At 58.0% G+C, this 13,615-nt stretch carries 9 protein-coding genes; 5 read left to right on the forward strand and 4 right to left on the reverse strand.

Going from position 1 to position 13,615, the window contains the following annotated elements; genetic code table 11:
• Positions 1-67 precede the first annotated feature (67 nt).
• A complete protein-coding gene (locus ACLD1Y_RS04680; RefSeq protein WP_429475898.1) occupies positions 68-589 on the forward strand; it encodes a hypothetical protein in 522 nt (173 codons plus the stop codon).
• 58 nt (positions 590-647) lie between these two features.
• Here the strand turns inward: ACLD1Y_RS04680 and ACLD1Y_RS04685 are convergent, their stop codons facing one another.
• From ACLD1Y_RS04685 to ACLD1Y_RS04695, 3 genes are all read right to left on the reverse strand, one after another.
• A complete protein-coding gene (locus tag ACLD1Y_RS04685) occupies positions 648-1,028 on the reverse strand; it encodes a hypothetical protein (protein ID WP_429475900.1) in 381 nt (126 codons plus the stop codon).
• 339 nt (positions 1,029-1,367) lie between these two features.
• Positions 1,368-4,910 (reverse strand): hypothetical protein, encoded by a 3,543-nt coding sequence (locus ACLD1Y_RS04690; RefSeq protein WP_429475902.1) that lies wholly within the window; start codon positions 4,908-4,910, stop codon positions 1,368-1,370.
• 104 nt (positions 4,911-5,014) lie between these two features.
• A complete protein-coding gene (locus ACLD1Y_RS04695) occupies positions 5,015-6,031 on the reverse strand; it encodes an AraC family transcriptional regulator (protein ID WP_429475904.1) in 1,017 nt (338 codons plus the stop codon).
• A 165-nt stretch (positions 6,032-6,196) separates the two neighbouring features.
• On the opposite strand from ACLD1Y_RS04695, the gene efeU reads away from it, so the two are divergent.
• Genes efeU through efeO (ACLD1Y_RS04715) form a run of 4 tightly spaced genes read left to right on the forward strand, consistent with a single transcriptional unit; the run spans position 6,197 to position 10,417 of the window.
• Positions 6,197-7,042: an iron uptake transporter permease EfeU gene (gene efeU, locus ACLD1Y_RS04700; protein WP_429475906.1), complete on the forward strand. Its 846-nt coding sequence runs from the start codon at positions 6,197-6,199 to the stop codon at positions 7,040-7,042.
• A gap of 10 nt (positions 7,043-7,052) precedes the next feature.
• Positions 7,053-8,255 (forward strand): iron uptake system protein EfeO, encoded by a 1,203-nt coding sequence (efeO, locus tag ACLD1Y_RS04705; RefSeq protein WP_429475908.1) that lies wholly within the window; start codon positions 7,053-7,055, stop codon positions 8,253-8,255.
• Positions 8,252-9,574 (forward strand): iron uptake transporter deferrochelatase/peroxidase subunit, encoded by a 1,323-nt coding sequence (gene efeB, locus ACLD1Y_RS04710; RefSeq protein ID WP_429475909.1) that lies wholly within the window; start codon positions 8,252-8,254, stop codon positions 9,572-9,574. Before efeO (ACLD1Y_RS04705) ends, efeB begins: the two co-directional genes overlap by 4 nt.
• A 24-nt stretch (positions 9,575-9,598) precedes the next feature.
• Positions 9,599-10,417, forward strand: coding sequence for an iron uptake system protein EfeO (efeO, locus tag ACLD1Y_RS04715; RefSeq protein WP_429475911.1), 819 nt, complete (start codon positions 9,599-9,601; stop codon positions 10,415-10,417).
• A 45-nt stretch (positions 10,418-10,462) separates the two neighbouring features.
• Here efeO (ACLD1Y_RS04715) and ACLD1Y_RS04720 read toward each other — a convergent pair whose 3' ends face one another.
• The gene (locus ACLD1Y_RS04720; RefSeq protein WP_429475913.1) at positions 10,463-13,597 is read right to left on the reverse strand and encodes a hypothetical protein; all 3,135 of its coding nucleotides are present in this window, start codon (positions 13,595-13,597) and stop codon (positions 10,463-10,465) included.
• Positions 13,598-13,615: the final 18 nt, after the last annotated feature.

Raw genomic sequence — 13,615 nt, forward strand, 5'->3', positions numbered from 1 at the left:
TTTTTAAAGTGTGATTGCGCGAGGTCGATATAGAGGGGGTAGCTTTCGATTGTTGGAGAATTGGAAGATGTCCATTAACTCTACCGCCGCACAGAGTAAGGCAAGCCCTGCCTACATAATCAAAAACCCTAAAAAAGTCATTACTGACTTTACCGTGACCGAGGACTCCAAAGCGGCGAAGGCGTTAAACATACAGCAAAAAGAACAGGTTACCGACCTGAAGAAATTTTTGAAAAATTATGACATGACCTCTATCAGCACCAACGACCTTAAAAAGGTGGGTAGAAAACTTTTTGAAAACGATTTAATTACTGAAGAAGCCTTTTCCGTATTTCTCTATGGATCCATGGCATTTGATAGAAACGGGCGTCAAACTGATACGCACGTTAAATTCAACGCAATTGCGCTATTCGATGAAAGGCTTCAAGATCACACCGCGTTTTTGGACACATACACCGAGAAAACCAAGAAAGAGCCAGGTTTTTTGCCATGGAAACAAGGAATGGTCATCGCAAATCAAGCGATCAATGCACTAGCCTACTTTGCCTACTCTTCGAAATATGACTTATCGATAGATGAAAAAGTTTGAGTTATAGCAAAAATAAAATAGGCGTAAAGGAGCTTTCTTTACGCCTATTTTTACGCTGCTAGCGACCGTACCTTACGGTTCCTGAATAAGATTTTGACAACGCATCCTGATTTTGAATCATTACTCTGTAAGTGCCAAAACCGCCGGTATAGGACAGGTTAGGTCCGGTCCCGAACGTCTCTCTTTTCCATGTACCGCCCACCGCACGCTCAATGAATATCCGCGGTGCGCTCCCTGCTCCAGATGCTGTAACAGTTGCGGTAATATTCGATCCTGTACAACCTCCGGCAGGCGTGATCGAAAATGGGCCATGAGCCGTGTTAGTACCACCGGGTTCCACAATCCCGGTAAAACTCTCCGTAATATACAAACACAACGCATTCGCCTGAAACGACGTCAGCGCCAAAGCCAAAAACGGTACTGCAAATAAACCTTTCATGATTTTCACCTCGCGTGTTAAACAATTAAGTTTTTTGCGTTTAAACCATCGACTTTTCATTTATGCATAGGCCGCCCTCGACTTGACAGCGCGTACCCGTCGTTGCAGATACGCGCCGATCATGGAAAGAGTCGTTCGAGTTCCGTAGTAGGACCCGTGGCGATGACTATGCACGAATTATTACTGGAGGTAAGCCGGTCGCTTCCTAAAATCTTGAAAGACCGTTCTGTAGTACGAGAGAAGCACTTTGTAAGTTACTTCCTAATCCCGCACCACCGCTGCGATACGGGACTAATTCAGGCCCAAAGGCATATTAAAAAACCCAGCATGTCTGAACATTCATAAAACCAGGTGCTCTTGTATATATTGCTTGAGCGCTTGATTGCGCCCGGTTTGTTCAGTGGGTGGCTGTTTCACATTGACGGTGCCCGGGGGATGTTGCATCAACCTGTATACCCCGAGCAATTGATGCGTACTGCGATCGACCATGTACATCAACCCCGGCGCTGGTGTGTTGATGGCGCGTTTGCTGACGATTTTGATTGGAACTTGATCGATGATGGGCGCCCCCCCAAATGCATTCAACGCATTTTCGATCATGGTGCGGTTCTGTTTGAACAACGCGGGGTCGTTCTTCAATTGCGCCAGTAACGCCACGCTGGTCATGGTGGACTCTGCATTCAAGCTGCCCGCGCGCGAGCCAAACATGTTGACGCCGGTCTTGCCCACCAGCGACGACGCATCCTCACCGGCGCTCACTAACTCACTGGGTAAGGTATGACCTTTGGCCAAGTTGAGCAGGCCGGCGGCATTTTCCTCGTTTTTTCTCAGCCGCGTGAGGTATGCAAAGTCGAGTGACCCCTGCGTCAGCTTGCCCGGCAGATGGTCCAGTTCGTGGATCAGCGCATTGCTCATGGCGCCTTCATTCGAGCCGAAATGCTGGTAGTAACGTTTGGATCCGTCGATATTGACCTCGATGAACTTCCCAGACGGATCAAGTTTGAAATCCTCGGGGTTGACCTGTGCAACCCAATCGTGATTTTTCGAGCGCATGAATTTCACGTTTTTCGCGGTCAGTACCTCTGCCTTGGCCTTGAGACCTGACAGTCGGGAACTCATCAATTTGCGCGCCTGAGTCGGCGACATGCCCTGGAAGTTCTTGAGCACAAAATCAACGTCATCCGTCAGGGCCGGGTCTGCCATTACCTGCAAAGCATCGTCCAGTTTCGACACCATTAGGGGCTGCGCTCGCTCCACGATTTGTTTGACCTCAGCGCGCGTGGCTTGGCTGGTACCGGCCGCATCCTTGCCCACGTTGCCAGCCTCCTTGAGGGACCCGCTGCGCATTTGCATCGGCTGGCCGGCCCGTTGCTCGTCAAGTTGCGCTCTCCAGGCATCACGCAGTGGGCCCTCGCGGCGGCTGAGTCGCAGTAACGCCTTATCCTTGACCCACCTGCTCGCATTGGCCAGCGGTTCGGCAAGCCCGGCAACCGGGTTGAACAGGCCGTTGGTGAGAGTGCCCACGGCCCGAGTGGCCGCCTCTAGCCGGGAGATTCCAGATTCGGCACGGGCAATGGCCCCCACCCCTTCGGCCACCCCTCCCGCGACAACGGAAATGGCCGTCACCGCGTCAGTGGCGCAACCCGCTAACGCGCCAAGGTCCTGTTTGACGCGACCCGACACGATATCGTCGTAGCACGCTTTAAAGGGAATAAGCGTATCCACCACCGCCTTCACTACCGCCTTGGCGCGTTTTTCAAAGTCTTCCCGGGGCGTGCTCCCAGTGGCCAGGGCCTGTAGGTTATCGAGCTTCAACACCAAATTCTGTTTGGCCACGTAGTGGGTAATCGCTTCGGCACGGGGCGAAAAAAAGCCAAGGGGAGACAGTCTCGTGCCAGACCCCGGGCTTGCCGGCAATGTGGGACGCAAAGCCCTGACCTGGATTTCGGACGCGCCCGCCTCTCTCCCGTCGACATGGGATTTCATCCGAATGTTCCACAGGTTGGGGACCACGGGCTCGCCGCTGTCAAGCGCGGCAAGAAATTCAGGCCGCTCGACATAGGTGCCGCTCATGGGAAAGAACTCAAAGCATTTGGCGTTGTTTCCTTCCCCGGCGCTGATCAGGAAGCCATAACGACCCTGCACCGCATCCAATTGCTGCTGCGAACTTCTTCCGGACGCGCCTTTACCGTCAATCGATTCGGCCTGTACCTGATAAAAGGTCAGCGTTTGGGTCTCCAGCGCATGCCTGTCTGCGTAGGGCATTTTGCTGAGAATATCCTTCAGGCCCGTGGATACAGCGTTATGGAAGCGGTTCGCGTTGTCCTTGGCCGTTTGATCGAGCATCTGCCTGGAATACTTGAGTTTCTTGAACTGGGTTTTCAGCCCCGCAAACTCAGGCGCGAACTCACTCGTGTACGGCGTGCTGACCCAAGAAGAGTCATGCAGCAGCGAGCCAAATGCGCCGTCTTTGAGTACCCCCAGCATATGCAGGTCCACCAGGCTTTGCCGGTAGCCGACATCGTGAGTCGGCGCAAAAAACAGCACGTTATCCACGAAGTGCATCGGTTTGTTGACGTCGTGGCCGGGAAATACCTGCTTCAAATCGGCCTCGGCCAAGGCTCTCCGGCCAACCACAGGGGAGCTCAGTACCGTGTTTGCCTGGTGAGTCGCATCGATGTAGAGGCTGTACTTTTGCGCGGCTTGTTTCAGGTCATCAACGGTGTATTGATCATCCTCGCGCAGAGCGATAACGCCGTGTAGGGTTGCCCAGTCGAGCAACGGCTCTGTTTCGGCCGCATGAAATAGCACGGCTTGCTCAGGTGTCAGGGGTTCTAGCGTAGAACGCACCAGCACCTGGTCGTACGTCAAGGTGCGACTGGATCCCGCTGCGGACTCTTCCAGCCACGCCACCGATTTCCTGAGTGCCAGCCAGGCAGGCGAACCGATGTGCAGCGTATCCGGCATGTCACGCACCAAAAACTCCGGGGCGACACTGGCCAGCATGATGTGCGCTGTGGCGTTCACAGCCTCTGGCCGTACGCCTTTGTTATGCACCAAATGGTCCTCCAGTGCTTGCCGAACCTGTGCCAGGGTTCGCCCTGCGTTGGCGGGGGCATAAAGATCAAAACCCGCGACATGGTTTCTACGCAGGCCCAGCTCGGGGTCGATGCGCAGCATCTGGGCAGTGAGCAACAATTGATTGAGTTGCGCTTTGGTTAACCCGGCCTCATTACGACCGATGGACGCCAGCAGCATTTGCTGGCGAAAACGATTGAGCGGCGCATGGTTGTTCAGATGGCGAGCGATCCGCTCATCCATACTGTGCGTGCTCGACGGCATGCTGTTGAGTATGCCGCCCCCCACATCGCGGTCAAATGCGGTGATCAACTGTTGCCGTTCTTGAGGGTGCAGTCCTGGAAGAACGGGCGTCTGAGCCCCCAGCCAAGCGCCCGAATAATCGCCCATTGTCGGACTCGCCGGCAGTGGATTGCGCAGCCAATTGATCAGGTTACGCGCCTGCCCGACCGTACTGGGGGCGATCTGTGCGTTTATGTGCGGCCATAACTGGTGCAAGAACTGCAAGGCGGTCGTCTGTTTTATGTCCTGATCACCGCCCCGCGCCAGGTCGAATCGGATGTCGTCCAAATCAAGGATTGTATCGTCAGCCTTGCCCTCGACACGTGCCTCGATCGCCGCCAGCCAACGCTCTTTTTCACGGGCGTCCAACACGGCGAACGCGAGCGTACTCGTTGAAACCTCGGGGCGTTTAACTTGTTGCACCGGGACCGTGTGCTCGGTGGCCGTTGACGGAGCAAAGGGAGGAGGATCAAACCGGCCTGAACCGGATGAAGGGATGATCTGGGGGACAGTCGATAACATGCCGGGCACTCATTTGTAGCTCGTGAGTGCTCAGAGTGTGGGGGGCATCAATCTGCAGGAATAAGATAACGCTGACGGCTGAGCCAGACGTTTCGGCAGGCAGATCAGTCAGCCTCCCCCAGGATCAAGCTTCTGTAGTGTCCAGGGTTGGATCCCGCCCATTTACGAAATGCCTTGTAAAACGAACTGGTATCCGCAAACCCCAAACGCGCCGCAATCTCCGCAAAACTGATCTGCGGCTCCGCTAGCCAAACCACAGCCAGTTCTTTGCGCACGCTGTCCTTAAGCCCCTGGTAGGTTTGCCCTTCTTCCGCCAAGCGGCGACGCAGGGTCGAGGCGGAAATGCACAGGCTGGCGGCGAGGCCTTCGGTTTCGGGCCAGGTATCGGGAGGCATTTGGCGCAGGTCGTGTTTGATACGGTTGGCCAGGCTGTCGGGGTCGCGGTATTTGACCAGGATGTTGGCCGGCGCATGGGCGAGGAAACGCTTGAGTTCCTCGGCGCTGCGTCTTACCGGCAGGTCGAGATAGTCGGCGGAAAAGATCATGCGAGTACGCGGCCGGTCGAAGCGCAGGTTGTCGGAAAACATCACCTGGTAGTCGTCGCAAAAGTGCGGCCGTGCACAACGCAATTCAACGGCGAGGATCGGAATGCGCCGCCCTGCCAGCCAACAGGCAACGCCGTGCACGATCATCCAATAGGTGAAACAGGTAAATGCCCGCTTGGGTTCATCCTCAGGCTCCAGCAAGACGATTTCGGCCAGGCTTTGTTGGCGCACCAATTGCGCCGGCATCCGCTCCAGCATCAGCGACAGAAACCCCAGGCCGGTTTCCAGACCGGCACCGAGCGTGGGTTGCGCCATGGACGCGCGGCAAAGAAACGCCAGGCTGCCGGACTTGAGCTTGCGCGGGTCCATACCAAAGAACTCATCATCCATGCGCCGCGCCAGTAAACGCCATAACCGTGCATAGGCCGTGGCCGACACCCGTGAGCGGGGCTGCTCCAGCAGTGCCGGATCAATGCCGGCTTTACCCAGTACCTCGACCGTGGCCGCTCCGGGCGCGCAGCTTTGCAGCAAGGCTTCGCGTACCAGTTGGATGGAGATGGTGTCTTTTTCCGACATGGGATCGCGCATTCACCGCCGTAAATAATGACGTACATCATAAGGTCACATGGGCTTTGCGACCACCGTTCAGCCACAGTTCAGAAAAGGTCAAGATTGCTTGTTTAGTAATGAGTATCATTATGTTACAACTTAGCTTCCTATCTAGTTATGGTGCGGTGCCGAATGCTTGTTCCCTTCTTGATCATGCTGCGCGAAGGCATTGAAGCCGCCTTGATCGTTGGCATTATCGCCAGTTACCTGCAACAGACCGGCCGTGGCCAATGGATGCCCGCCGTCTGGGTTGGCGTGTTTCTCGCCGCCGCCCTGGCCCTGCTGGTGGGCGGTGGGCTGGAGTTGGTCAGCGCCGAATTCCCGCAGAAACAGCAGGAACTCTTTGAAGGCATCGTCGGCCTGGTCGCCGTGGGCATCCTCAGTTCCATGGTGTTCTGGATGCGCAAGGTAGCGCGCTCCATCAAACATTCCCTGCATCAATCCCTCGATCACGCCTTGGCCGGTTCCAAGCACCAGGTCACTGCGCTGATCCTCATGGTGTTTTTCGCCGTGGCTCGCGAAGGCCTGGAAACCGTGTTTTTCCTGTTGGCGGTGTTCCAGCAAAGTGAAGGTCCGGGGGCGCCGATAGGTGCCCTGCTTGGTCTGATCCTGGCGATCATCGTCGGTTTCCTGATCTACAGCGGCAGCATGCGCCTGAACCTCGGTGCGTTTTTCCGCTGGACCGGCCTGTTTATCCTGGTAGTGGCCGCCGGCATCTTGGCCAACTCGGTGCAGGCATTGCACGAGGCCGGTGTATGGAACCACCTGCAAACCGTGCTGTTCGATTTCAGCACCGCGCTGCCGATGGACAGCCCACTGGGCTCAGTACTCGCCGGTATGTTCGGCTACCAGGAAGCACCGACCGTCAGCACCCTGGGCGCCTACCTGATTTACCTGGTGGTGGCCCTGGTGATGTTCTTCCTGCCGGCAACACCGGCCAAGCCTGTCGCCACACCTTCTTCCGTTTCCAGTCAGTAAGGACCGTCACTTGTCCAACCCAACCCCTCAACCGGCTCTGCCACCTCGCGCGTTGCGCTGGGCGGTGGCGGGCTCGGTGGTCGTGATGATCGCTGCCGGTGGCCTGTTCTATTACGCCTCGCAGTTGGCCGCCAGCAAGCGCCAAACCAACCATAACGAAATCGCCGTGACCATCCATGGCCACGCCTGCGAACCAAATGAATTGAGCGTACCCGCCGGACGCGCCAGCTTTCGTATCATCAACCGCTCCGACCGCGCAGTGGAGTGGGAAATCCTCGACGGCGTGCTGGTGGTCGAAGAACGGGAAAACATCGCTCCCGGCCTGAGCCAAGTGATCAACGCCAACCTGTTGCCCGGCGACTATGCGATTACCTGCGGCCTGCTGAGCAACCCGCGCGGTACCCTGCACGTCACGCCCACCGCCGAGTCCGACGCCCAGGCCAAAGCCAAGCCGTCGATGGTGGCGTTTATCGGCCCGCTGTCTGAGTTCCGTGTTTACCTGAGCGGCCAGGGCAGCGTATTGATCAAGGCCGCGACCGCCCTGCAACAGGCCATCGATGCCGGTGACCTGGCCCAGGCCCAAGCGCTCTACGTGCCGGCCCGCGAGGCTTATCAACGGCTCGCACCAGCATCCCAGCGCCTGGCAGAACTGGACAACGCCATCAATGCCCGCGCCGATTACTTTGAAAAGCGTGAGCAAGACCCGGCCTTCAACGGCTTCCATCGCCTCGAATACAGCCTGTTCCAGCAACGTAGCCTCGACGGCCTGGCACCAGTTGCCCAGCGCCTGGTGGCCGACGTCACCACGCTCAAAACCCAACTGCTGGCCCAGTCTCTGCCGCCGGAGCAGTTGGTGAGCATTGTGGTGCGCAACCTCAACAGCCTGGCCGATGTACGCGCCATCAGCGGTGAGGAGGAGCGCTACAGCCACATCGACCTGAATGGTTTTGCCGCCAACCTGGAGGCCGCCCATAAGGTTGTCGAGTTGATGCGCCCACTGCTGAGCAAATCCGCCGCCGACCTGTTACCGAAAGTTGACAGCGCCCTCGCCGCCTTCGATGCCGAGCTGCAAGGTTTCAAAGTCGAAAAAGGCTACGCGAGCTACGACAGCGTTACGGCCGATCAGCGCAAGCAGATCGCCGACAAGGCCAAGGCTCTGGCCGCCGCACTCGATGGAATCGACCCCGCCCTTGGCCTCTCCGGCCTGCAGTGAAGACGACCGCACACATGAGTGATTCAGCACACACCAACCTCCAGCGTCGCCGTGTCCTGCTGGGCATGGCGGCCACCGGCGCCGCCATTGCCGGCAGCGCCCTGACCTGCCCGGCCATGGCGGCCACCGCCGAACAAGTCACCACCGCGCCACGCAGTGACAAGACCCATGACCACCACGAGTTCTTCGGCAAGCACCAAACCGGCATCGTCACCCCGCGCCCGGCTTGCGGCATGCTGGTGGCCTTCGATGTACTGGCCAGCGACCGCGAAGACCTGGAGCGCCTATTGCGCACCTTGAACGAGCGTATTGCATTCCTGATGACCGGCGGCACGGTGGCGCAAGTTGATCCGAAGCTGCCGCCCACCGACTCCGGCATCCTCGGCCCGGTGGTCACGCCTGACAACCTGACCATCACGGTGTCGGTCGGTGAGTCGCTGTTCGATGAGCGCTTCGGCCTGGCCAAAGCCAAGCCCAAGCGCCTGAGCCGCATGGTGGGGTTTCCCAACGATGCACTGGAGCCCGCACAGTGCCACGGCGACCTGAGCCTGCAGTTCAGCTCCAACACCCCAGACACCAATATCCACGCCCTGCGCGACATCGTAAAAAACCTGCCAGACCTGTTGCTGGTGCGTTGGAAGCAGGAAGGCAGCGTACCGCCCCAGGCGCCGAGTAAAGCTGGGGAGCCGGCACAGAGTGCGCGTAACTTCCTGGGTTTCCGTGATGGTTCGGCCAACCCGAACTCCAACGACAACACCGCGATGAACCAGATCGTGTGGGTACAACCGGGCAGCGACGAACCGGCCTGGGCCGCCAACGGCAGCTATCAAGCCGTGCGCATCATCCGTAATTTCGTCGAGCGCTGGGACCGTACGCCACTGCAAGAGCAGGAAAGCATCATCGGCCGCGTCAAAACCACCGGCGCGCCGATGGATGGCCAGCAAGAAAACCAGGTTCCCGACTATGGCAAGGACCCCGAAGGCAAGGTGACCAAGCTTGATGCCCACATCCGCCTGGCCAACCCACGCACCCCGCAGACTCAGGCCAATTTGATCCTGCGCCGGCCGTTCAACTACTCCAACGGCGTCAATAAAAACGGTCAGCTGGACATGGGGCTGTTGTTCATCTGCTACCAGGCTGACCTGGAGAAAGGCTTTATCAGCGTGCAAACCCGGCTTAACGGCGAGCCCCTGGAGGAATACCTCAAGCCAGTCGGCGGCGGGTACTTCTTCACCTTGCCCGGCGTCACGGGGCCTGCGGATTTCATCGGGCGCACGCTACTCGCTGCAACGCACCCTCAAACCACTGCCAACACCTAAAACAAACCCAGAGCGCTATCTCCCATGAAAAAGTCGTCTATTGCGTTGTCGTTGTTGTTGACCCTTTCGCCGCTGGCAGCGTTCGCCGCTACCGCCCCGCTGGACCTGGTAGGCCCGGTGTCGGACTACAAGATCTACGTCACCGAAGAAATCGGTGAGCTGGTCACCCAAACCCAAGCCTTCACCGACGCCATCAACAAGGGCGACCTGGCCACCGCCAAAAAACTCTACGCGCCAACCCGCGTGCACTATGAGTCCATTGAGCCGATCGCCGAGCTGTTCAGCGACCTCGACGCGTCCATCGACTCCCGTGTCGACGACCATGAAAAAGGCGTGACCGCCGAAGACTTCACCGGTTTCCACCGCATCGAATACGCGCTGTTCTCGCAGAACACCACCAAAGGCCTGGAAGCGCTGACCGCCAAGCTCAACGCTGACGTCAACGACCTCAAGACCCGTGTCGACGGCCTGACCTTCCCGCCGGAGAAAGTCGTCGGCGGCGCCGCAGCCCTGCTCGAAGAAGTCGCCGCCACCAAGATCTCCGGTGAAGAAGACCGCTACAGCCACACCGACCTGTATGACTTCCAAGGCAACATCGACGGCGCGAAGAAAATCGTCGACCTGTTCCGTGGCCAGATCGAGAAGCTAGACAAAGCCTTCCTGGCCAAGGTCGACAAGAATTTCGCCACCGTGGACAAGATCCTGGCCAAGTACAAGACCAAGGATGGCGGCTTTGAGACCTACGACAAGGTCAAGGAAAACGACCGTAAAGCCTTGGTTGGCCCGGTCAACACCCTGGCAGAAGACCTGTCGACCTTGCGTGGCAAGTTGGGCTTGAACTGATGATTCAGGCACCGCTTATCTGCAATGGGTAAACGGTGCCTGCTTTCAGGCCGGTCGCCCTTCTGGCGGTGTGCTGGGGTCTATCACCCCAGTAGCCACCAGAAAATAACCGCGCATTTTTTGTTCGGCGGTCATCAGATGCGGCATTGCCTTGCCTAGTGCCGAGTTACTCGTCGCCAGCAACATTGGCAACTTCCCCACGCCCCGGGCAGCCGCGCCGATCAAGCGTGGATAGCCATCTACCGGATTGAATACGGCGTTGAAAAACACAGCGCTCTGCTTGGCCAAATCAAAGGCCGCATCACTGATACGTACCTGCGGCCCCGCCAGGCTCAGCCTCGCACCCACGGGTGCAACCTTCGCGCTCATCTGGTTGAGAGCGGTTCGCACACCGCCCAGTGCGAACGTTTTACCTGATCGCATCAGCGACCGCGCCTGAACGCGTGCGCCAACCACCACTCCGCCGATATCAAGCGCCAGGCTTTGCAAGCCCTTGCCGATATTGCCCTGGGCGAAATCCTGATAGGCCCCGATAAAAGGCACCAGTGAAAGCAGCAGATTCATGTCCCGCGCTTCAGCCTCCCGGCTCTTCTCGATAGACAACTGCCCTCTGGCGCGCTTGAGCATGTCCTTCAGGCTTTCGTAGAAGTTGTTTTCAGCTATTTCACAGGCCAGAAACTCCACACGGTCTGACTGGTAACTGTCAGGCACGAAGGTTTGCAGTGTCTGGTTTTCAGGCAGTGAGCCAGCCTCCAAGTAACGCCCCACCCGGTCGATTATCACGTCGCTGGACTTAGCTCCCGGACGGGGCGCCGCCCCACTGGCATAAGCCTCAAAGTCCAACGGCACGTCATGGCCGCCCCTTATGTATTTCTCTCCCAGCAATTTGAACTGGCCCAGGTAGCTTTTGTCGCGAACTACTTTGTCGAGGGCACTGGTGACTTCTGGATCAGTGTGCTTGACGATTTTTCCGTTGGTAAAGACCTCGTAATACGTCACAGACTGCGCATGCAACACCCGCATCAGGGTGCCTTGACGTCCGGTCATTGCCGCCCGGTCGTCGTCCTTTTCCCACACCTGTTGCTTGCCGGTTTTCTTGCGCAAGGTGAACAGGTCCACCGCACCCAACTCGATACGCTGACGATCGGCCAGTGGCAGGGCCGCAAACATCAGTTTGAGTTTGGTGACAAAGGCCATTTGCAGTTTGCGGTGGTGAGCACTTACAGGTTTCTCAAACAGGGGATCAAGTGCAGGCAAACGGCGGATTTTCTCGTCCAGTGTTGCACGTGTCTCTTTTGGGACCTGCGCGGTGTTTTGGAACTGGAAGGGCGTGGAGGACGACTGTCCGCTCGGTCGGCTGGGTAATTCACTACTCAATACCCATTTGTCGGGGACCAGGTCGCCCGTCATATAGGTCTCCACCAGCGAGCGTATACGCGGTTCTGACCTCACCAGGTTACGACGCTGGTCGGCGTCGACCAATTGCACCTTCATCGCCTCCAGTTGGTTGGCGCTGACCTGGGGAAATACCTTGAGTAGCTCTTGAATGGCCATCGACCTGCGCGTAGGCAATGGCGTGTTAGTGGTCTTGAAGGCTCGCGTCGCCATTGTCCGTTGTCGCGTAAACACTTTCGATGCGAGCTTGGCGTCCGTCTCGGTATGCTGGCCGTGGGGCTTGGCAGCCACGACGCCATTGAGCACTCCCCAATCCAGCAGCACTCTTAGCCCACGCACTTGCAGTAATGTGCTTTGTTCCACTGAAATGGGGGCCAAAGTGGTCAGCGCGTTGAGCTGCTCCTCATTCATCGCCCTGGACGTACCCGGCCCTACCGCCTCAGCTATCGCGCAGCCTAAGCGCAACTCCACCCAGGCGGGCGAGCCCATCGTTACGATATCGGGTATGTCACGCACCAGGAACTCAGGCGCTACTTGGGCCAGGCCGATGTGCGCGACCAATACGGCAACACTGGGGTCCAGGCCTTTTTGGTCGCGAAGATGCTGTTCCAGGTCGCTGCGCACTTCATTAAGGGTACGTCCCAGATGGGCGGGCTGATAAAGCTCAAAGCCTGCGACAGTACCGGGAGGTTGCGTCGCAATGTCGGCCAACAGTCGAGTAAATGCCGGTGCATCAGGCCCCTTTAGCAGGCGGGCAAGGTGAGCGTCAGCATCCTGGCGCAGGCTGTCGGGGGATTGCCCGGCGAGTGAGGCCAGCGGGCGATAATCTGCAACGCCGTCGGTCGTCGCCAGCGCGCTGTAGTCAGCTGATGCAGGTGCCGGTGGCAATGAAGTGCGCAACCACTGAATGACATTGCGCGTGGCGCCAATGGTGCTCGGCGAGCCCAGCCCTTTGTGCTCCAACAACTGCTGGACATTATAGGAGGCCTGCACGCCGATGCCCTGGGCTGATGCCTGGGACACCCGGGTCTGCTGCGTTGACCAGTTTGTGGGAAGTTCATCCGCCAGGCCCTGCACGCGTTGCTCCAACAGGGTAGCCAGGTGCGCGCGCTCATCGAGGTCGCTGACCACCCGTTTCACATCGCCCAGGGCTGCAACGAACTGCGCTGACAAGCCATCCTTGGCTGTGCGTGTGGTGCCTGGCAAATTGAGGCCGTAGGCGTTGGACACCACGTGCAAGGGCATGCGTTGCTCGCCTCCGGTGGGGTAAGGCAAACCCTTGTCATCGGGGTCCAGCAGGTTACGCATGGCCCGTAGCTTGATTGATGCTTCCCACCAGCCACTGCCATCCGTGGTGCTGAACGTGACGGCAGTGCGTACACCGTCACGGGTGACATAACCTTCCACACGGTCCTTGTGCAGTGTCAAGGAATCAGTCTCCAGCCCCTTGCTGGCCAGCCATTGGCGAGTTTGCGGCTGATCGACCAATTGATGATACATATCCATCACATCACCCAAGGCGCTGACTCTGGGGACGGACACATACACCTGAGCACTGCTCAATGCCGCGGCCTGTCGCCCAACCAGCTCTGCATCGCCTTGCGCAGAAAGGGTTGCATCACTTGGCGTATGCAGCACGGTCCATGCCGGGCCAGGAATTTGAGGCGGCTCGACAGAGGTGGAACGCGTGGTACGGGCCAACAGGCCCGTTGGCGACGCCAAGGCCGGCGATGACGAAAAAGCAGAAGAAATGGGCACGTGGGGGCGAGGAGAAATCGACAACATAGTGGAAGTCCTCTTACA

Source organism: Pseudomonas sp. 18175, assembly GCF_050432925.1.
In the GTDB taxonomy this organism is placed as follows: Bacteria; Pseudomonadota; Gammaproteobacteria; order Pseudomonadales; family Pseudomonadaceae; genus Aquipseudomonas.

What these genes read in the sequence shown, in the direction of transcription:
- efeO (WP_429475911.1), top strand. Translation starts at nt 9,599, where the DNA reads ATGAAAAAGTCGTCTATTGCGTTGTCGTTGTTGTTGACCCTTTCGCCG.
- ACLD1Y_RS04720 (WP_429475913.1), bottom strand. Translation starts at nt 13,597, where the DNA reads ATGTTGTCGATTTCTCCTCGCCCCCACGTGCCCATTTCTTCTGCTTTT.
- ACLD1Y_RS04690 (WP_429475902.1), bottom strand. Translation starts at nt 4,910, where the DNA reads ATGTTATCGACTGTCCCCCAGATCATCCCTTCATCCGGTTCAGGCCGG.
- ACLD1Y_RS04685 (WP_429475900.1), bottom strand. Translation starts at nt 1,028, where the DNA reads ATGAAAGGTTTATTTGCAGTACCGTTTTTGGCTTTGGCGCTGACGTCG.
- efeU (WP_429475906.1), top strand. Translation starts at nt 6,197, where the DNA reads ATGCTTGTTCCCTTCTTGATCATGCTGCGCGAAGGCATTGAAGCCGCC.
- ACLD1Y_RS04680 (WP_429475898.1), top strand. Translation starts at nt 68, where the DNA reads ATGTCCATTAACTCTACCGCCGCACAGAGTAAGGCAAGCCCTGCCTAC.
- ACLD1Y_RS04695 (WP_429475904.1), bottom strand. Translation starts at nt 6,031, where the DNA reads ATGTCGGAAAAAGACACCATCTCCATCCAACTGGTACGCGAAGCCTTG.